Annotated in this window: 17 protein-coding genes and 1 tRNA gene; 5 read left to right on the top strand and 13 right to left on the bottom strand. The window is 34.3% G+C overall.

Annotation, left to right across the window (positions count from 1 at the left end):
• Positions 1-52: 52 nt before the first annotated feature.
• Positions 53-2,935 (bottom strand): prolyl oligopeptidase family serine peptidase, encoded by a 2,883-nt coding sequence (locus GTR01_RS01600; protein ID WP_160136127.1) that lies wholly within the window; start codon positions 2,933-2,935, stop codon positions 53-55.
• Between the two features lie 153 nt (positions 2,936-3,088).
• Between GTR01_RS01600 and htpG the strand changes: the two genes are divergently transcribed.
• The gene (gene htpG / locus GTR01_RS01595) at positions 3,089-4,981 is read left to right on the top strand and encodes a molecular chaperone HtpG (protein WP_160136126.1); all 1,893 of its coding nucleotides are present in this window, start codon (positions 3,089-3,091) and stop codon (positions 4,979-4,981) included.
• Positions 4,982-5,247: 266 nt separating this feature from the next.
• A complete protein-coding gene (locus GTR01_RS01590; RefSeq protein ID WP_160136125.1) occupies positions 5,248-5,652 on the top strand; it encodes a helix-turn-helix transcriptional regulator in 405 nt (134 codons plus the stop codon).
• Between the two features lie 450 nt (positions 5,653-6,102).
• On the opposite strand, the gene GTR01_RS01585 is transcribed toward GTR01_RS01590, so the two are convergent.
• A complete protein-coding gene (locus GTR01_RS01585) occupies positions 6,103-6,399 on the bottom strand; it encodes an MGMT family protein (RefSeq protein ID WP_160136124.1) in 297 nt (98 codons plus the stop codon).
• A gap of 88 nt (positions 6,400-6,487) precedes the next feature.
• Here GTR01_RS01585 and GTR01_RS24475 point away from each other — a divergent pair, with 88 nt between their 5' ends.
• A complete protein-coding gene (locus tag GTR01_RS24475; protein WP_185155083.1) occupies positions 6,488-6,634 on the top strand; it encodes a hypothetical protein in 147 nt (48 codons plus the stop codon).
• Between the two features lie 469 nt (positions 6,635-7,103).
• Here GTR01_RS24475 and GTR01_RS01580 read toward each other — a convergent pair whose 3' ends face one another.
• From GTR01_RS01580 to GTR01_RS01560, 5 genes are all read right to left on the bottom strand, one after another.
• Positions 7,104-8,078, bottom strand: coding sequence for a deoxyhypusine synthase family protein (locus GTR01_RS01580; RefSeq protein ID WP_129054518.1), 975 nt, complete (start codon positions 8,076-8,078; stop codon positions 7,104-7,106).
• A gap of 250 nt (positions 8,079-8,328) precedes the next feature.
• Complete coding sequence (locus GTR01_RS01575) at positions 8,329-8,709, bottom strand: GreA/GreB family elongation factor (RefSeq protein WP_160136123.1); 381 nt, start codon at positions 8,707-8,709, stop codon at positions 8,329-8,331.
• Between the two features lie 294 nt (positions 8,710-9,003).
• Entirely contained in the window at positions 9,004-9,642 is a 639-nt protein-coding gene (locus tag GTR01_RS01570) for a hypothetical protein (protein WP_160136122.1), read from the bottom strand.
• A gap of 47 nt (positions 9,643-9,689) precedes the next feature.
• Positions 9,690-10,082: an alternative ribosome rescue aminoacyl-tRNA hydrolase ArfB gene (gene arfB / locus GTR01_RS01565; RefSeq protein ID WP_160136121.1), complete on the bottom strand. Its 393-nt coding sequence runs from the start codon at positions 10,080-10,082 to the stop codon at positions 9,690-9,692.
• 50 nt (positions 10,083-10,132) lie between these two features.
• Positions 10,133-11,161, bottom strand: coding sequence for an AMP-binding protein (locus GTR01_RS01560; protein ID WP_160136120.1), 1,029 nt, complete (start codon positions 11,159-11,161; stop codon positions 10,133-10,135).
• Between the two features lie 98 nt (positions 11,162-11,259).
• On the opposite strand from GTR01_RS01560, the gene GTR01_RS01555 reads away from it, so the two are divergent.
• Positions 11,260-11,330 (top strand) — tRNA-Gln (locus GTR01_RS01555).
• 91 nt (positions 11,331-11,421) lie between these two features.
• On the opposite strand, the gene GTR01_RS01550 is transcribed toward GTR01_RS01555, so the two are convergent.
• Positions 11,422-12,312, bottom strand: coding sequence for a helix-turn-helix domain-containing protein (locus tag GTR01_RS01550; protein WP_160136119.1), 891 nt, complete (start codon positions 12,310-12,312; stop codon positions 11,422-11,424).
• A gap of 182 nt (positions 12,313-12,494) precedes the next feature.
• Between GTR01_RS01550 and GTR01_RS01545 the strand changes: the two genes are divergently transcribed.
• A complete protein-coding gene (locus GTR01_RS01545) occupies positions 12,495-14,900 on the top strand; it encodes a thiamine pyrophosphate-dependent enzyme (RefSeq protein WP_160136118.1) in 2,406 nt (801 codons plus the stop codon).
• A gap of 139 nt (positions 14,901-15,039) precedes the next feature.
• On the opposite strand, the gene GTR01_RS01540 is transcribed toward GTR01_RS01545, so the two are convergent.
• The 5 genes from GTR01_RS01540 to GTR01_RS01520 all read right to left on the bottom strand — a co-directional run bounded on the left by GTR01_RS01540 (position 15,040) and on the right by GTR01_RS01520 (position 18,597).
• A complete protein-coding gene (locus GTR01_RS01540; RefSeq protein WP_160136117.1) occupies positions 15,040-15,243 on the bottom strand; it encodes a hypothetical protein in 204 nt (67 codons plus the stop codon).
• A gap of 359 nt (positions 15,244-15,602) precedes the next feature.
• Positions 15,603-15,923, bottom strand: coding sequence for a hypothetical protein (locus tag GTR01_RS01535; protein ID WP_160136116.1), 321 nt, complete (start codon positions 15,921-15,923; stop codon positions 15,603-15,605).
• Between the two features lie 35 nt (positions 15,924-15,958).
• Entirely contained in the window at positions 15,959-16,351 is a 393-nt protein-coding gene (locus GTR01_RS01530) for an ACT domain-containing protein (RefSeq protein WP_160136115.1), read from the bottom strand.
• A 142-nt stretch (positions 16,352-16,493) separates the two neighbouring features.
• On the bottom strand, positions 16,494-17,126 hold the full coding sequence (locus GTR01_RS01525; protein WP_160136114.1) for an HdeD family acid-resistance protein: 633 nt from the start codon (positions 17,124-17,126) through the stop codon (positions 16,494-16,496).
• A 361-nt stretch (positions 17,127-17,487) separates the two neighbouring features.
• Positions 17,488-18,597: an agmatine/peptidylarginine deiminase gene (locus GTR01_RS01520; RefSeq protein WP_160136113.1), complete on the bottom strand. Its 1,110-nt coding sequence runs from the start codon at positions 18,595-18,597 to the stop codon at positions 17,488-17,490.
• Positions 18,598-18,599: the final 2 nt, after the last annotated feature.

The following is an 18,599-nucleotide window of genomic DNA, read 5'->3' as shown; positions in this document are numbered from 1 at the left end:
AATATTTAAAAATAAAAAGTCGGCAGAGCTTTCTGCTCTGCCGACTTTATGATTAATTAGGTTTCTCATCTGTTAACTCAAATCCCCAATCTTTTCCTTTTTTGGTAGCTGGAATACCTTTGGTCATCCAGACCGGAGCTTTTGCACCTTTAAGATAATAATCAAAAAACTGCTGTTCACGGATTTGGATATCTTTTCTGTTTTGGCGCTTGATAAGATTATGATCGTCCCCATTATAATTCAGAAGCCACGCAGGTTTTCCAAGACGGCGTAATGCCGTAAACATTTCAATTCCCTGGTACCATGGCACTGCTCCATCTTCATCGTTACTCATAATGGCTACGGGAGTTTTTACTTTATCAATGGCAAAAAGCGGTGAATTTTTAATATAAAGATCCGGTGCTTCCCATAGATTTTTTCCTAATCTACTTTGTGATTTTTCATACTGGAATTGTCTATTCATTCCAGAACCCCATCGGATTCCACCATAGGCAGAAGTCATATTCACAACAGGAGCACCCGTCCAGGCTGCAGCATACATATCGGTATGAGCAATAAGGTAAGCAACCTGATAACCACCCCAGCTTTGTCCCTGAATTCCTATTTTAGAACCATCTACCCAAGCATTTTGTTTCAGCTTTTCAACTCCGGAATTGATGTATTCCATTGCAGATTCTCCAGGCAAGCCATCTACGTAAGAAATATCAGGAGTAAAAACCAAATATCCGTTGCTTACAAAATAAGAAATATTTAATCTTGAAGGTGTTGGAGACGGTGCTACATAACGGTTTAAATTATCCGAAAGTTTTTCATAGAAGTAAACAATCATAGGATACTTTTTGTTCGGATCAAAATTCTCCGGTTTGAATAAAACCCCTGTAGAGGTATTCCCTTTTGGTGTTGTCCAATTTACCAATTCGTCTGTTCCCCAATTATAAAGACTTTGCTGTGGATTGGTATTGCTTATTTTTTGCTGATCCGAAAAATTGGATGTTACAAAAATATTGGGGGAAGCAGTATAAGATTCTTTTACAACAATATACTCATCTGCATTTTTAGCCTTTTGTGAGCTACGGTAACCCCATACATCTTCCATTTGAATTTTTACAGGATCAGTATCAGACTGAATAGAGGTTTTAAAAATCCCGTTTGCTTTGGTTGCATTGTCAAAAGCTGATAAGTAAATAGGAGACTTTCGGTTTAAACTTTTAATATCTTTATCTAAATCGTAGGTATCAAATGTTATTTTATTTTTACGACCATATCCATTCGTAATATTTCTTGGCTTTTTCGAGCCATTCAGGAAAAACTCCCAAAGATCAAAGCGATCTTTGATAATGACAGATTCATCATTATCCGTCCACGAGGCAATGCCATAAGAGTAAGGGAAATCCGGCATATCAAACTCTTCATCCACAAAAGAAACCGGTAATCCTGCACTAAGAGGAAGTGTTTGCTTGGTTTTAACATTATAGCTCAACCATCTTCCTTTTTCTCTATCAAAAATGACAATAAATTTTCCCAGTGGAGATACAGCAACTGAACCATCCAAATTCTTAATAATTTCCGTTCTGTCCCCAGTTTTATTATCAATAAGGAAATAGGTTTTCTTTGTTGATCCTTCCCATTGTGAAGAAATACGGTTATTTAAACTGCTAACCCCCAAAGCAAATTCAGCATTTCCTTCATTCACTACTCGTAAAGTATCTAAATCGTCACCATCTATATTTCTAAAAAAGTTTGGTTTTTCTGTTTGCATTACCGCAGCGTAAGACTTTTTCAAATCATTTTTCAACTCCTTAAGCTGTACAGTCTGCAAATAATCATCTCTGTAATTCCAAATATCTACAACCGCATGATCATTCGCAATCATTGCAGTATCTTTTGCAACAGGTCTTGGAGCCACTCCGAAATACAACTGCTTTCCGTTTTTACTGAATAGTGGCAAACGATTTTCAGAAATTACCCAATCTTTTTTCATTTGAGTATTTTCATTCGTTACAAGCTCTTTTTTATTTCCTTTAAGATTAAAATAATACAGATTATATAGCTTCACCAAATCATTCTGCGCAGAAGAAGTCCCTACAAATGCCAATTGATTTCCTTCTTCATCAAAGGATAATTGTGAAAAATCACCTTCCATTTCTGAAATTTTAGTAACTGTTCCTTTCTGAAGATCTACCACCTGAACGGTTTCAAGGGCGTATTTCTTTGGTTTAGATTTATCCGTATCTTTTTTATCCGCAGATTTTTCATCTGTTGAATCTTTACCTTCTTTTTTATCTTTTTTCTCGTCCGGCTTCTTCGTTACAAAGGCAAGTTGCTTTCCATTTTTACTGAATTCGTAGCGAATGACATTATCATACGTTGTACTTTTCCCGTCCAGAAGATTACGTACAACCAACTGAAGTGGCTTTACATTTTTATCTTCTTCTTTATTTTCATCACCATCTTCTTTATCTGAGGATTTATCTTTTGTATCTTCCAGAATATAAGCCACATAAGATCCTGCTTTTTCAGGAATTTTAAATGTTTTCACATTTGCAATTTTCTCCGTTTGCCCACTCACAAAATCAACGATTGCCAAACTGTCTTTCGTTAATTTATTCTTTTTAAGCTTTTTATCTTTTACCGCTTTTATATCTTTATATAGTGGACGGATCTGAAAAACAGCAAATCTGGAATCATTGGTAAAATCTACCTTTGTTCCTCTGGCAAAATTCTTTGAAGTTTTATTTTTAACTGAATATAGAAAAAGGTTAGAATTTCCCTCCTGAACATCTACAGAATAGGCCACCCATTTTCCATCATTTGAGATTTTTCTCGAGCCAATATTTTGCCAACTGTCATACACAGAATGGTCTAATGGCTTTTTCTGTCCATACAGGCAACAGGCCATTATGAACAGAATAAAAACTGTACATTTCATCTTCATTTTTAAAAATTTTTAAGGACTAAAAATAGGGTATTTCTTTGACAAATCCACATAAATACTGGTTTCTCTCTATCAAAAAAATGTCATTCTGTCACTTTCTCCTTCATGGTATTTTTTTTGAGAAAGATTTGAAAATTAAAAATCTAAAATATTATGACGAAAGGAAATATTAATGTATCAGTGGAAAACATTTTCCCACTTATTAAAAAGTTTCTTTACAGTGACCACGAGATATTCTTAAGAGAGCTTATTTCTAACGCTACGGATGCTACTTTAAAGCTAAAACATTTAACAAGTATTGGTGAAGCAAAGGTAGAATATGGCAATCCTAAACTTGAGGTTAAAATTGATAAAGAACAAAAGACTTTACGTATCATCGACCAAGGTATTGGTATGACTGGTGAAGAGGTTGAAAAATACATCAACCAGGTTGCGTTCTCAGGAGCTGAAGAATTTTTGGAAAAATATAAAGATACTGCAAAGGATTCAGGAATTATCGGACACTTCGGACTTGGGTTCTACTCTGCTTTCATGGTCGCTGAAAAAGTAGAAATCCTTACCAAATCTTATAAAGATGAACCAGCCGTAAGATGGATCTGTGATGGAAGCCCGGAATTTACTCTTGAAGAAACAACAGATAAAACAGAAAGAGGAACTGAAATTATTCTTCATATCGCAGAAGATTCTGTAGAGTTCTTAGAAGAAACAAAAATCCGTGAGCTCCTATTAAAGTATAATAAATTCATGCCTGTTCCTATTAAATTCGGAACAAAAACCCATACGCTTCCTTTACCGGAAGATGCTCCTGAAGATGCAGTTGCTGAAACTGAGGAAGTGGATAATATCATCAACAACCCTACTCCAGCATGGACAATCGCACCAAGTGATCTTACCAATGAGGATTATATGAAGTTTTATCACGAACTGTATCCAATGCAGTTTGAAGAACCTCTATTTCATATTCACCTGAATGTAGATTATCCTTTTAACCTTACCGGAGTTTTATTCTTCCCGAAATTAAGCAACAACTTAAATATTGATAAGGATAAGATCCAATTGTACCAAAATCAGGTATTTGTAACCGATGAAGTAAAAGGGATCGTTCCTGATTTCTTAATGCTCCTAAGAGGGGTAATTGATTCTCCGGATATTCCGTTGAATGTATCCCGTTCTTATCTTCAGGCAGATGGTGCTGTAAAAAAGATTTCATCTTACATCACGAAAAAGGTAGCCGACAAAATGGCTTCTCTAATTAATGAAAATCGTGAAGACTACGAACAAAAATGGAATGATATTAAAGTAGTTATCGAATACGGAGTGATTACTGAAGAGAAATTTGCAGAGAAAGCCGATAAATTCACATTATATCCAACAACAGACGGTAAATACTTCCTTTGGAATGAATTGGTAGATAAAATCACACCTACTCAAACCGATAAGGATAACAAACTTGTAATTCTTTATGCTACTAATGCTGATGAACAACACAGCTATATTCAGTCTGCAAAAGATAAAGGATATGAAGTACTGCTATTAGATTCCCCAATCATTTCACACGTTATCCAAAAACTGGAAACTACAAAGGAAAACATTTCATTTGCGAGAGTGGATGCAGACCACATCAATAATCTGATTAAAAAAGATGAACCAGTTATTTCAAAACTAAATGATACTGAAAAGGAATCATTGAAAAAGAATGTAGAAGAAGCCATCCAGGACTCTAAATTTACGGTTCAGCTTGAGGACCTTGACAGCAATGATGCTCCATTCACGATTACCCAACCTGAATTTATGAGAAGAATGAAGGAAATGCAGGCAACCGGCGGTGGCGGTATGTTCGGAATGGGTGGTTTCCCGGAAATGTACAATCTGGTAGTGAATTCCAACAGTGAACTTTCCAATCAGATCCTGAAAACGGAGAATGCTGAGGAAAAGGAAAGCTTAATCAAATACGCTTTGGATCTTGCCAAATTATCTCAAAATCTACTGAAAGGAAAAGACCTTACAGATTTTATACAGAGGAGCTATAAGCAACTTGAAAAATAATTTACTGAAGACTGTTTCGAATGAGACAGTCTTTTTTATTTTTGGGAAGAGGTTGGAAAACGCTAAGACACAAGTTTTTTTACAGGCATAATGTTTTATAATGCCTAAAACATATCCGTTATTCTTACTGAAGATATCATTCATCATAAAGCTTTTGTGACTTTTGTGGTTCATCTTCTCTCAATAGTGAAAATTCATAAGCATTTTTTTCAGCTTTCTATTGTATACATTGTGCTTTTTTGCCATTTTTGTATAAAATGTCGGTCATGCAAAAAGAAAAATTACGTCTTATCAGAAAGCAAAAAGGCTATACTCAGCAGCAGGTAGCTGATTTTATCGCTACAGATGTATCTAACTATAGCAGAAAAGAAAGTGGTGATGTAAAAATTATCCCTGATGAGTGGAACAAAATTGCCCGCTTTTTAGATGTTCCTTTAGAAGATATTTATGAAGAAGAGACAGCTGCAGTAGTGGTAAATAATGATCATCCGGTATTCAATGACAGATCCTCTTCTGCAGGAGTAATCACTAACCAGAATAATTATGACAATATTCCAGGTGCTGTTATTGAAAACCTACAAGGCTATATTGCTTTATTAAAAGAAGAAAATGCGAGACTGAAAGAGGAATTAAAAGGTTCTCAAAGTCCTGCAACAAGAGCAAAGAAATAATAATACAGTTTTACTGTAAAAATATTTGTATCACTCATATTAATAGTATGAGTGATATTTTTTTAGTATTGAAAGATTTCTTTGAAACAAAATTTCTTAAGAGCTCTTTTTTTAAACACAAAGAACACTAATAAAATCACAAATGCCACAAATAAATTCTCGTAGCAATTGATTTTGTGTAATCTGCGAAATCTGTGGGAAATTATTTTAACGCAAAGCTTTAATGGTAAATGCCTTATATTTTTAGGAGGCTAAGAGTTACGACTTTATCGCTGATGAAGCTTTATGGCTATACAGACGCTTCGTAAGAATCAATGAAATTGATTCCATCTTTACTCACTCTAAATTATGCTGTATCAAAATAGAAACTTTGCGTTTTAAAAAAGACACTTATTTTTGTGCCACGGATGCACGAATTTATTTTGAGATGAATGTTTAATAAAAAACTTATTATAATTCATTCATGGGATCCCAAAACAATTTTTTGAAACCCTTTATTCTCAAGTTTTCCACAGTAATTCCTTCCGCTTCAAGTTTCTTTTGAAACTCCGGAACAGATAATGTTCCCGAACTTGAAATAACACGGTGTGCGGGAACATCTTCAGGACAGCCTCCCATTGCTTTCCCTACATGACGGGAATGATTAGGATACCCTACCGCTTTCGCTATAGCTCCATAAGTAGAAACTCTTCCTTTGGGAATAAGCTTAGCTACTTCATATACCTGTTGTTTGAAAATTTCGTCCATATCTTAGTTCTTGAGAAAAACATATTTAATTTTTGCATCATTTTTGAACTCTTACAATACCAATGATGTTTCATTAAAAGATAAAGATATGAAAAAATCATTTTTCCGTTTACTCAATGTAATCAATAAAAAGGTTCTTCCGAAGCTGAGTAAGAAGGATCCTAACAGGCTGACAAAGATTGAAAAGGGAATTCTTGTGTATCGTTATTTTGTGTTGGTTAATTCTTTGGATTGATTTTATTTTCCTGCAGATGGCACAGATTTTCACAGTTCTAAAATGATGTTTAAATATTTGGCTCGCAGATCTTGCTGATTATGCAGATTTGTTGGAAATCGCAAAGGCGCGAAGGGTTTTCACAAATATTACGCTTATTTTAAAGCGCAAGAAGATCAAAGATCTTCAGCAAGCTGTATACCTATTTTTTTGCTACGAAGGCATGAATGATATTTTTTACACATCAATAAACATATAATATACAGTATACAATTTTATCGCAGATAAAATCTTTGCGCCTTAAAACATCATCCAGGTAAAAAAGAATTTGCGCCTTTGCGATTTCCAACCTTCCGATCATATTTTCTACTCAAAATCTGCGTAATCAGCTAAATCTGCTAGAGATCTAAAAAAATATTAAAGTATAAAATAAAAAAGCGCTCCCAAAAATGGAAGCGCTTCTATTATAATCTCATAAAGAGTTTATTTATTAAGCATTCTCAAGGATATATGAGAACATTAATGGTGCACAGATTGTTGCGTCACTTTCAACGATGAATTTCGGTGTAGTGATATCCAATTTACCCCATGTAATTTTCTCATTTGGAACAGCTCCTGAATAAGAACCGTAAGAGGTAGTAGAATCAGAGATCTGGCAGAAATAAGACCAGAAAGGAATGTCGTGCATTTCCATATCCTGATATAACATTGGTACTACACAAATAGGGAAATCTCCTGCGATACCTCCACCAATCTGGAAGAATCCAACTCCTTTTCCAGCTGAGTTTTTAGTATACCAATCAGCAAGGTAAGTCATGTATTCAATACCAGATTTCATGGTAGTCGCTTTAAGCTCTCCTTTGATACAGTAAGAAGCGAAGATGTTACCCATTGTAGAATCTTCCCATCCTGGAACTACGATTGGTAAGTTTGCTTCTGCAGCAGCGATCATCCAAGAATTTTCTCTAGGAATTTCATAGTACTGCTCCAATACTCCTGAAAGGATCATTTTGTACATATATTCGTGCGGGAAATATCTTTCTCCTTTAGCTTCTGCATCTTTCCAGATTTCCACGATGTGTTTCTGTAATCTTCTGAAAGCTTCTTCTTCAGGGATACAAGTATCTGTAACTCTGTTTAGACCTCTTTCTAAAAGATCCCACTCATCTTGAGCAGTTAAATCTCTGTAATGAGGAACTCTTTCATAGTGCGAGTGTGCTACAAGGTTCATTAAATCTTCTTCAAGGTTAGCTCCTGTACAAGAGATAAAATCTACTTTCCCCTGACGGATCATTTCTGCAAGAATTTTTCCTAATTCAGCAGTAGACATTGCTCCTGCCAAAGTAATCATCATTTTTCCGCCATCTTTAAGATGTGCAACATATCCTTTAGAAGCATCCACCAATGCAGCTGCGTTGAAGTGCAGGTAATACTTTTCTATGAATTCAGTTATCGGTTTGCTCATTTTTTTAATTTTTGCAAAGATAAAACTTAAAAACGGAATGCAGCCCAAGCGCTTGAAGAAAGTCTCATCTGAAGATGTTTTTTTATCATTTGTTAAATGGGTTGGGTGAGTTTATATGCTTTTGGGCTAGACCAATTTGTTGGATAAGAGCTAAAACTTCCAACCTTAGCTCTTATTGTTAAATAACAGAAAACGCAGCCCAAAAATAGACTACGTTTTCTTCGTAAATTCAACCCTATATGACAAAGTGTTATCCTTCCCAGGCTTCCACTTTTACAATTTCAATTTTTCTTTCGCCTTCTTTAAAAGGCCAATCAATAATATCCCCTACTTTGTATCCTACTACAGCTAAAGCAATATTGGAAAGAATGGAGTGTTTATTTTTTTTCAATTTTTCTCTGGTAGATGGTACAAAAATATATTCGTGTTCAAAATCCAGGGTATGATCTTTTAAAGTCACTTTTTTATTAACTGTAACAATATCTTCAGGCAGATCTCTTCTTAGTACCTGCTTTGCTTTTCTCAATTCATCAGTTAATCTTTTCTCTTCTTCAAGGCTTACTCTTTTTCTTCTAAGTGTATCTTTTATAGCATCGTAAATTCCTGTGGTTACCGTAATATGATTGGACATTTTTTTCAATTTTAAGATTAAAAATGCAGTATTTCCCGAACGATCCAATGTAGAATCTAGGCGAAACCATGCCTTCTTCTATAGAAAACCGCAAAAAAATAAATAAGAAAATCGGAATGTTTCCCTGTCTTGGATCCTGACAGGGCTTAATTGATAAAGTCCTTGGAACTTTTCAGAAAAGAATCTGTATGTAGATACAATAATGACAGCAATAATCCTGCTCGTCGGCGCTCTGCAGATAAAAAGATGGTTGCTGTCATTATGATATTACTTTAATTTTACCAAAGATAAGACTTAAAAATGGAATGTAACGACTCCACTCAAAGAAACTCTGGTTAAACCTTCTTTCGTATCACTTAAGTCGACGGTTGTTCCATTAAAGGTCATTTTGTTTAAAGTTCCTGCTGTCACACTTAATTTAGGCCCTATAAAAAGATGGTCAGATAATTCGTATTGATACCCAAAACCTGCATCCAGGCCTAAATTGGATCCTGTTCCTTTTATGTTTCCTGTTTTTGTGGTATAGGAAATAACCCCTAGTGCCATATCAAGAAGTAGTTTGTGTTTCGTTGGCTCATTATAGTTTGAATACATGATAGAAGGCCCAATAAAAGTAATATTGTCTTTGGTACTCACTGCAAAGTAAACATTATTTCCTTGAGAATTAGGCATGGATAACATTCCATTACTTGATGCACTGTAATTAGAAAATTTTAGACCAATCCCAATATTCTTCACGTGATAATAAGCAGAAATATCAAAATGAAGTCCGCTTTTTAATCCTTTGATATAATCTTTTTCTTGTTTCGAAGCTCCTGAAGGGGTCTCTGCCACTCTCCATCCGTATCCCACAGAAGGTATAAATGAAAATTTTTGGGCAAAAGAAAATAGAGAAGTCAAAATAGCCCCCAATAGCATTAGTTTTTTTATCATTTTTAAAAAATTTCCGGCAAAAATAGAGCTTTACACGAAACAAGCAACTAAAATTTAAACCTTCTATTTTCTTTTTTATCGGAAAGCTTCTTTTTGCTATCTAGCCTCTTTTGTTTTTGGGCTCTCGAAGGCTTCGTAGCAGTTCTTTTTTTAGGAACGATAAGAGCTTTATTAACAATCTCCGTTATTTTCTCAATTGCTTTATTTTTATTCATCAACTGGGTTCTGCTTTCAGAAACCGTTAGAAACAAAAGCCCTTCTGCGTTGATTCTGTTTTTAAGCTTTTCCTGAATCAATATTTTTTCCTGATCATTAAAAAAATCAGAATCCATTATTTTCCAAAGTACCGTTACTGAAGTCTCTACTTTATTAACATTCTGCCCGCCTGCTCCGCTGCTGCGTGAGGTTTTAAAACTGAGTTCTTTTGAAAAATCCTTCATTGTTGTACATTTTGAACGTGTTGATTCCAGAGTCAGAAAATAAGATCTTTTTAAATACTTTCGTTAATAAGTTGATACAATTCCATTCTATTGACCTTTCCATTCGGAGTTCTGGGAATTTGATCTATAAAAATAATTTCTTTTGGCTTATGAAAATTCTTTTCAAAAGGAACTTCTGAAATGTTTCTGATAACCTCTTCAGATTGATTTCCTTCAATAATCAGCATCAATTTCTGCCCTAAGCTTTCATCCGGCAAACCTAAAAATACAGCTTCATTCGGGATTTCTTTTTTAACTAATTTCTCCAGTGCTTCCGGAAAAATTTTTGCACCTCCGGAATTGATTACATTATCTATTCTCCCCAGAAATTTAAACTGTTTATCATTTTTAATTTCAACTAAATCATTAGTTACTAACAGTTCTGCATTTACATTAGGCGCAAAGATGGTTAAACAAGCTCTTTCATCCAGAGAAATGGAAACATTTTCAAAAACAGTGAAGTAATCTTCCGGTTCAGGCATCAGCTGCTTTAAGCCTATATGGGAAAGGGTTTCAGACATTCCATAAGTTTCAAAGATACGGTTGGAACGGTTCAGGTTCATCTGAAGAATCTTATTTTTCAAGCTTTCAGAGACCGCGGCACCCCCAATGATCAAATTTTTAATTAAATGCAGCTTATCCAGTGAGTTTTCTACCTGAAGCGGAGTCATGGCACAAAAATCTACTTCCTGATCCAAATTTTCAACAGGACGTAAAGAAGGCTCACACACGATTAGCTTGAGTTTTCTTTCCATGGAGCGCACGATCATCATTTTACCTGAAATATATTCTACAGGCAGACATAGTAATGCTGTATTTCCTTCCTTTAAGTTCAAAAAATCGCAGGTCATCACTGCAGAATTAATCATTTTTTGTTTTTCGATCCCGAAAATTTTAGGGACTCCCGTAGAACCTGAAGTCTGTACATTTACTGTTTCTCCTTCGGAAGACCATTCTTCTAAAAAAAATTCAACTTTTTTTTCAAACTCAGAATGGAAAGATAATTGATTAATATTGAGATTATTGAAGTCTATCAGCATGTTTTTCGTAAATAAAATCCACAGTAAATTTAAAAAAAAATTCAAAAAGTTCTTGCATCTAAAGAAAAAAGCTGTAAATTTGCACCACTAAAACAAACAGACTCATGGTGTAGCGGTAACACTACTGATTTTGGTTCAGTCATCTGGGGTTCGAATCCCTGTGAGTCTACAGTTTAAGCCAAGCAATCTTCTGATTATCAGTTGATTGCTTTTTTATTTTAGTTCCAACAATATTCTCCAACTTTTGAAACTAATCTCTTTTAATTTATTACACCAGCATAATGCATTCTAAATTTTTTAGGAGTAGTTCCTGTGTTTCTTTTAAAATATCTACAAAACAAACTGATATCACCAAAATTAAGCTCAGCGCTTATTTCCTTAATCGGATCATTGGTAGATCTAAGCAAAAATTTTGCACGGGTAATCACAAAATAATCGATCCATTGTATCATAGATTTCCCTGTTTCAGATTTTAATAATGTGGTTAGATATTGTGGTGTTAAATGTAATTTTTCTGCATAAAAAGAAACATTCTGCTGTTTGTACGCTTGTTGCGAAACCAGCATATAAAACTTATCAATAATTTCAAGCTTCCGATTTTTCTGTAAATTAGAACCATTGGGTAAGTTTGAATATTTTTCGGAAAGTAAAGAAAGTAATGCAAAAATCAGATAATGCAAAACTTCTGTTTTTTTCTCACTATGATTTTGAATAAATACTTTTTGGGATAATAAAATCAAATCTTCTAAAATTAAATGACTTTGATGATCCAGTTGTATAATAGGCTGCCAACGCACCTGATTATTTGTTATAAAATTACCTAACACCGGAAAATTACTGAGAAAATCAAGAGATAATCCCATTGTAATCATATGTGCATCCTCACTTGTTTCCAGAAGCTCCACAAGAAGATGAGGAAGTATCAAAATTACATCGCCTTTCTTGATATTATATTTTTGAAAATGAATGTTAACATTAATACTGCCTTCAGTCATTATACTTATTAAAATCCCATCAAAGAAATGCTTATAATCCACAAATTGATCCATTGTTTGATAGGCTTGGTTAACAATAATAATCCCATCGGATCTCTGAGAATAATTAATATTATGTACGTCGTAAAAATCATCGGTGGTTAACGGTTTTGACATGATTATTAATTGAATGTTATCTACCTATTATATTGAGTAAATATAGATATAATATTACAAAACGCACAAAACGTCCCATAAATAGATAATTGATCTCTTCCTTTAAATTGTAGTTTTGATCTTTATTTAGATCAGTATTAATCATAAGATATTAAGTTTTATAAGTATATATCAAAAAGAAAATGAGAAATAATGAAAGTAGTAGAACTCTTTTTTCCAGCGAACTAAAAAAAGAGATCATTCAGGATTATACGATTGCAAAGATTAGTAGGGAATGCAGTTTATTAGGCAGAAGAGAAGTTTTAACCGGTAAGGCTAAATTTGGAATATTCGGGGATGGAAAAGAAGTACCGCAATTAGCATGGGCAAAAGTATTTCAGGACGGCGATTTCAGATCAGGATATTATCGTGACCAGACCTTTATGATGGCTATAGGGCAATTATCCATAGAACAATTTTTTGCAGGATTATACGGCCACGCTGATTTGGAGTATGATCCAATGTCTGGAGGCCGCCAAATGGGAGGCCATTTTGCCACTCATAGTATAGATCAATATGGAAATTGGAATCGATTAACAGAACAGAAAAATTCAAGTGGAGACATTTCACCTACAGCTGGGCAGATGCCCAGATTATTAGGACTTGCCCAGGCTTCAAAATATTACAGAGAGTTTCCTGACGCTGATATAGCCAATCAGTTTTCCAGAAAAGGAAATGAAGTTGCTTGGGGAACAATTGGCAATGCATCCAGTTCAGAGGGTTTATTTTTTGAAACCATTAATGCCGCTGGTGTTTTACAGGTTCCTATGGTTATCAGTATATGGGATGACCAATATGGAATTTCTGTACATGCAAAAGATCACACTACAAAAGAAAATATTTCTGAAATTTTAAAGGGTTTCCAAAGAGATAATGACGCGAAGGGATATGAAATCATCTGTGTATCCGGTTGGAATTACCCTGCTTTGATTGAGGCTTATAGAAAAGCATCTAAAATAGCAAGAGAACAACATGTACCAGTTCTTATCCATGTACAGGAACTTACTCAACCCCAAGGCCATTCAACTTCGGGTTCCCATGAGCGCTATAAAACCAACGAACGTTTAGAGTGGGAAGCAGAAAAAGATTGTGTGGCACAGATGAGAAGTTGGATGCTTGAATCTGATATAGCGACATCGGAAGAGCTAGATCAACTGGATAAGGAGATTAAAAACCGCGTTTTGGATGGTAAAAAGAATGCCTGGAAAGCTTATTCAGATCCCATTATAGATGAGCGTAATGAATTAGTCAATATTTTAAATAAAATTGCAATTTCAAGCTCTAATAAAACAGATATAGAAAAATATGCTACTAATTTAGCCAATCTTAGGAAGCCTATCCGAAAAGATATTATTACTACAGCCAAAAAGGCATTAAGACTACTTATTTATGAGCCTGTTAAAACTGCTTTAGTGCAATTCATTGAAAACTATTATGTCAATATACAACCACGATACAGCTCTCATCTGATGTCTCAATCGGAAATGAAAGCAACACGAATTCAAGAGGTAAAACCTCTGTATAATGACACCAGTGAAGAAGTAGATGCCCGTATTATCCTTAGAAATAATTTTGATCAGCTATTAGGATCTTATAGGAATGTAATGATTTTTGGACAAGATTCAGGAGACATCGGTGATGTGAATCAGGCACTGGAAGGATTACAACGCAAACATGGGTTAAATAGGGTTTCCGATGCAGGAATACGTGAAGCTACCATTCTTGGGCAAGGCATTGGAATGGCGATGCGCGGCTTAAAACCCATTGCTGAAATTCAATATTTAGATTATTTACTGTATGTTATTCAAATAATGAGTGATGATTTGGCTACATTGGAATATAGAACCGTAGGACGTCAAAAAGCTCCAATGATTGTAAGAACAAGGGGACATCGATTAGAAGGTATCTGGCATTCTGGTTCTCCAATGGGAATGATTATTAATGCTATCAGAGGAATTCATGTTTTGGTTCCAAGAAACATGACTAAAGCTGCGGGCTTTTATAATACATTAATGGAATGTGATGAACCTGCTTTGCTAATTGAGTGCCTCAACGGATATCGTTTAAAAGAAAAGATACCTCATAACTTATCAGAAATCCGAACACCTGTTGGAGTTGTAGAAGTAATTAGAGAAGGAAAAGATATCACTATTGTTTCTTACGGATCACTTATACGCATTATAGAACAAGCAGCTAAAGAATTACTAGAAATAGGAATCGCAGTAGAAGTTATTGATGTACAATCACTATTACCCTTTGATATTAATCATGATATTGTAAAAAGCCTGAAGAAAACGAGCCACTTATTAATTGTTGATGAAGACGTTCCTGGCGGTGCATCAGCGTTTATTTTACAGAAAATAATTGAAGAACAAAAAGGATTTCAATATCTGGATAGTATACCGCAAACTTTAACCTCAAAAGAGCACCGCCCTGCCTATGGAACAGATGGTGATTATTTCAGCAAACCACAAATAGAGGATGTATATGAAAAAGTTTACAAAATAATGCATGAGGTAAATCCTTCGAAATATCCTAGTTTGTATTAATTTGGATTTGATACAATCACTAAAAATACAAATTCCCCAGAGCTTATAAGCCATCCTTACTCAGGATGGTTTTGCTTTTTTTATAATCATTCATAAAAAAAACAAATACTAAAGCCTCTGTTTTTTACATTCCATTTTTTTAATTACATCCTCGACAATAACTTTTATCGACGTATTCTTTATTTCCTCCAGAGGACAAATAATAACAGCCACCTTTTTCACCCGTATAAAGAGTGTGCCCATTATAAGTACAATATCCTGATTCGGGTTCTCCTCCACTTCCTCCACAAGAATAAATGACAGATGTTGATATCAATACAAGCAATGCAATTAATGTTTTCATGTTTTCAGATTTTAATTTTTCACAAAGCTAGATCGAAGTTCATGGAAAAAAATACGGAAAACCATAACATATAAATCTGTATAAAATGTGGCCGATTTATTATTGATTAGCCACCAGCAGAACTCCTATGGCGACAGTAATTATAAATATTTATCATTTAATAAAATCTATAGCATACTTAAAAAGTGCTGTCAAAGAAATCACAATTAACAAAACAGCTACAACCCATCCTCTATAATAAAGCATCTTATCATACACAGAGTCATCATTTCTTTTTGCATTAAAGATATTTTCTTTAGAACTTAGTTTAAAATAAATAAGAACCAAGCCTATTCATAATGTTATAAGTACCATATTATTTAATCATTATTCTGCTTCTCTTTAATTATATTCCTCTTCCCTAAAAACCTTAAAACTGAAGACAATTTATACAAATCATAATCCATCATCTCACGTTCTCCGTTTATTATTTTTTGTAAGAATTCCCAGTCTTCTGTAAGACTTCCCATTGTAAGATTGGCAGGCTCATGGTAAGGGTTATAAAGTTCTTCATCAAGAATATTCCAATACAAATCATCTTCCAGTATCGCTACATTCTTATCTTCTAATTTTTCTAATTTATCAGACAAAATATTGATAAGCTTCCTAATATTTAAAACACTTATACCCTGATTTTCCATATTCCTATTCGTATCAATGATTCATATCATCCAAATTAGCCTTTAAGTGCATTCAATACATCAATAGCATTCGCAGCATCTTTCTCATCTACAAAAATATGATCATGAAAATAGGCAGCAACAACATTACAGCTAATACCCGCTTCACCTAAAGCTTGGGAAAACTTTGCGGTAAGACCAACTGCAGATAAAGAAGAATGAACCTCCAAAGTAATCCATGAAGCGACATAGCTAAAGTCTAGCTTCAACTCTTCGGCATCTTCTTTCTTCACGACTACTGTTACACTTTCTTCTTCCCTAAACAGAAACAAAACTTTAGATAAAGGAATTTCATCAATAGTATCCACTTTGCAATACACATACTTTCCTTCGTTCAAAGATGGATTTAAATTTTTTAAAATATTCTGTAAATTAACTTCACCTTCCATAATTATTTTTTTAGTGGAACACTTTTTTATCCCTTTTCAAGTTTATGAATGGGATAAAAATACAATATCCTTTAGCAAAGTCATTCACTTTACCATAAAAAAGACTCCAAATGGAGTCCTTTTTTAACATATGATAAATAAATTACTTTTTTAGATCATCAATTTCCTCCTGTATAGATCTGATTTTATCCCTAAGTTCCTGGCTTACTTTTCCAGGAATCTTTTTAACTTTTCTAAGATCTAAAGCCAGCATAATAGAAGCTATTCCCATAAAAATAAAGGAAACACCCGTTAATGTAACCAGAGAAATTCCTGTAAATATCGGATTAAATATCAGCAATAAAGAGAAAATAATACCTCCTACACTTGCTAAGGCAACATTTCCCCAGCTCATTATTTTCATACTTTTTAAATCAAAAGCAAAACCCAGTAACTGAAAAGAACGAAATAGCAGGGTAAAACCTACCACAAATGGAAGAATAGACATTGAAATCTGAGGATAAGCAATTAAATAAACTCCAATTGCTGTGGTCAAAAGCCCACTTACAAGGAACCATCCCCATCCTTGAAGAGATTTACTATTCTGTATGGAAAAGAATATTTCCGTAATCCCCGAAAACAGGAACGAAACACTGAAAATGATAGAAAGTGTTACATACGTTGCCAGTGGTACACTAAATACATAAAAGCCGCAAATCAGAAAAAGGATTCCAAAGATCAATGGAATATACCAATGTTTAACTGTGTTAGTAAGTGTTTGAAATAGATTAGCCATAGGAGTGTTTTTTAGGTATGCCTACTTTGTGATGCGGTGTTCGGCTCGTCCGCCGGAAATTCAAAAGAGTATTATAATTTCACTTGATTTTGAATAATACCTTTTCACTAATTTACAAAAAAATAATAGATTAAGCGGTCATATTCTATATGAAACATTCACTAAAGCTTTCTATTTATCTGCAAAAAAACAAGCTTACTCTAATTATTATATTTTTTACTAACACCTGTACTTAACCACGAAAATACAATAGCTAAATTTCTATTTTCTATGATAAAATTTATTTGCAAAAAATATTATGACAAGTCCTGGGATATTCTTATCCACAGGTCTTATCATAATACCTTTATAATTTCTTATTCTATTTCATCAGATTGCCTGCTGGCTGCTGTTGGGTAACACAATGTACCATTCCGCCATTTTCATATAAGTTTCTCACATCTATCCCAATCACTTTTCTGCCAGGATATTGCTTCTGAATAATCTGGTTAGCAATCTGATCATTAGGATCTCCATAATTAGGAACTAAAACCACTGTATTGGCAACATAATAATTGACATAGGAGCCTTTTTCGTCCAGCTGTTTTCCATAAGCTGTCTTTACTTTATTTTTAGTCGCTGGCAGGTATACTTTTTTGTATTCTTTACCATTAACATTCGCTGCGGTATAAAGGGTATTGATATCTTTATCAGAAAGCCCAAGCTCCAAAAGATCATCTTCATTCATTGTTATCATAGTAGTAGGATTTACAAACTTCATAAATCCATCAATATGCATATCTGTAACATCTAATCCGGTTACTCCATCCAGCCATATCACTTTGGATACACCATAATAGGTTTCAAACATTTCTTCAGCTTCCTGCTGTGTAATTTCTTTATTTCTTGTAGCTCCTTTTTTCTGACTGATTACTGAACTCTTACAAGCCATCAAAACGCCGTTTCCATCTGTTTCTACTGATCCACCTTCATTGACCATTTCTTCATTGAGGTCAATAACCTTTACTCCTAAATCTTTTCCTATGCGCTGTGGAATTTCATCACAATTCTCGAAATCGAATTTTTCGCCCCAACCATTGAATCCCCAATCTTCAATAAGGACATTTCCTTTTGTATCTTTTACGAAGATTGGCCCATTATCTCTGATCCATACATCATCAGTAGGATAAATTCTAAAATCTACATTCTTCATCGGAACTTTATTTTCCTCAAGAAGAGTTGTAATTCTCTTTTTTTCGTCCGCATTATATGCTATAATGTGAACCTTTTCTCCGGATTGTAATGCTTTCGTCATATCAACCCAGGTCTTTTCTACTCTTTGGCGGTATGTGGTGCCATGCTGATAATGATGCGGCCATTGCAGCCAGGTTCCTTCATGAAGTGAAGATTCTTCAGGAAAATGATAAGTCTGTGCCATAGTCATAGTACATATACAACTCAATACAAAAGTGAGTGTGAATAATTTATTCATAT

The organism is Chryseobacterium sp. c4a, assembly GCF_009900745.1.
GTDB lineage: Bacteria > Bacteroidota > Bacteroidia > Flavobacteriales > Weeksellaceae > Chryseobacterium.
The sequence above is the reverse complement of the archived record's forward strand: the minus strand, read 5'-3'. Positions and strand labels throughout refer to the sequence as shown.

Coding starts and splice junctions, on each gene's coding strand:
- GTR01_RS01575 (WP_160136123.1), bottom strand. CDS start 8,709: ATGTCCAATCATATTACGGTAACCACAGGAATTTACGATGCTATAAAA.
- GTR01_RS01550 (WP_160136119.1), bottom strand. CDS start 12,312: ATGTCAAAACCGTTAACCACCGATGATTTTTACGACGTACATAATATT.
- arfB (WP_160136121.1), bottom strand. CDS start 10,082: ATGAAGGATTTTTCAAAAGAACTCAGTTTTAAAACCTCACGCAGCAGC.
- GTR01_RS01525 (WP_160136114.1), bottom strand. CDS start 17,126: ATGGCTAATCTATTTCAAACACTTACTAACACAGTTAAACATTGGTAT.
- htpG (WP_160136126.1), top strand. CDS start 3,089: ATGACGAAAGGAAATATTAATGTATCAGTGGAAAACATTTTCCCACTT.
- GTR01_RS01545 (WP_160136118.1), top strand. CDS start 12,495: ATGAGAAATAATGAAAGTAGTAGAACTCTTTTTTCCAGCGAACTAAAA.
- GTR01_RS01530 (WP_160136115.1), bottom strand. CDS start 16,351: ATGGAAGGTGAAGTTAATTTACAGAATATTTTAAAAAATTTAAATCCA.
- GTR01_RS01590 (WP_160136125.1), top strand. CDS start 5,248: ATGCAAAAAGAAAAATTACGTCTTATCAGAAAGCAAAAAGGCTATACT.
- GTR01_RS01585 (WP_160136124.1), bottom strand. CDS start 6,399: ATGGACGAAATTTTCAAACAACAGGTATATGAAGTAGCTAAGCTTATT.
- GTR01_RS24475 (WP_185155083.1), top strand. CDS start 6,488: ATGAAAAAATCATTTTTCCGTTTACTCAATGTAATCAATAAAAAGGTT.
- GTR01_RS01535 (WP_160136116.1), bottom strand. CDS start 15,923: ATGGAAAATCAGGGTATAAGTGTTTTAAATATTAGGAAGCTTATCAAT.
- GTR01_RS01520 (WP_160136113.1), bottom strand. CDS start 18,597: ATGAATAAATTATTCACACTCACTTTTGTATTGAGTTGTATATGTACT.
- GTR01_RS01560 (WP_160136120.1), bottom strand. CDS start 11,161: ATGCTGATAGACTTCAATAATCTCAATATTAATCAATTATCTTTCCAT.
- GTR01_RS01600 (WP_160136127.1), bottom strand. CDS start 2,935: ATGAAGATGAAATGTACAGTTTTTATTCTGTTCATAATGGCCTGTTGC.
- GTR01_RS01540 (WP_160136117.1), bottom strand. CDS start 15,243: ATGAAAACATTAATTGCATTGCTTGTATTGATATCAACATCTGTCATT.
- GTR01_RS01580 (WP_129054518.1), bottom strand. CDS start 8,078: ATGAGCAAACCGATAACTGAATTCATAGAAAAGTATTACCTGCACTTC.
- GTR01_RS01570 (WP_160136122.1), bottom strand. CDS start 9,642: ATGATAAAAAAACTAATGCTATTGGGGGCTATTTTGACTTCTCTATTT.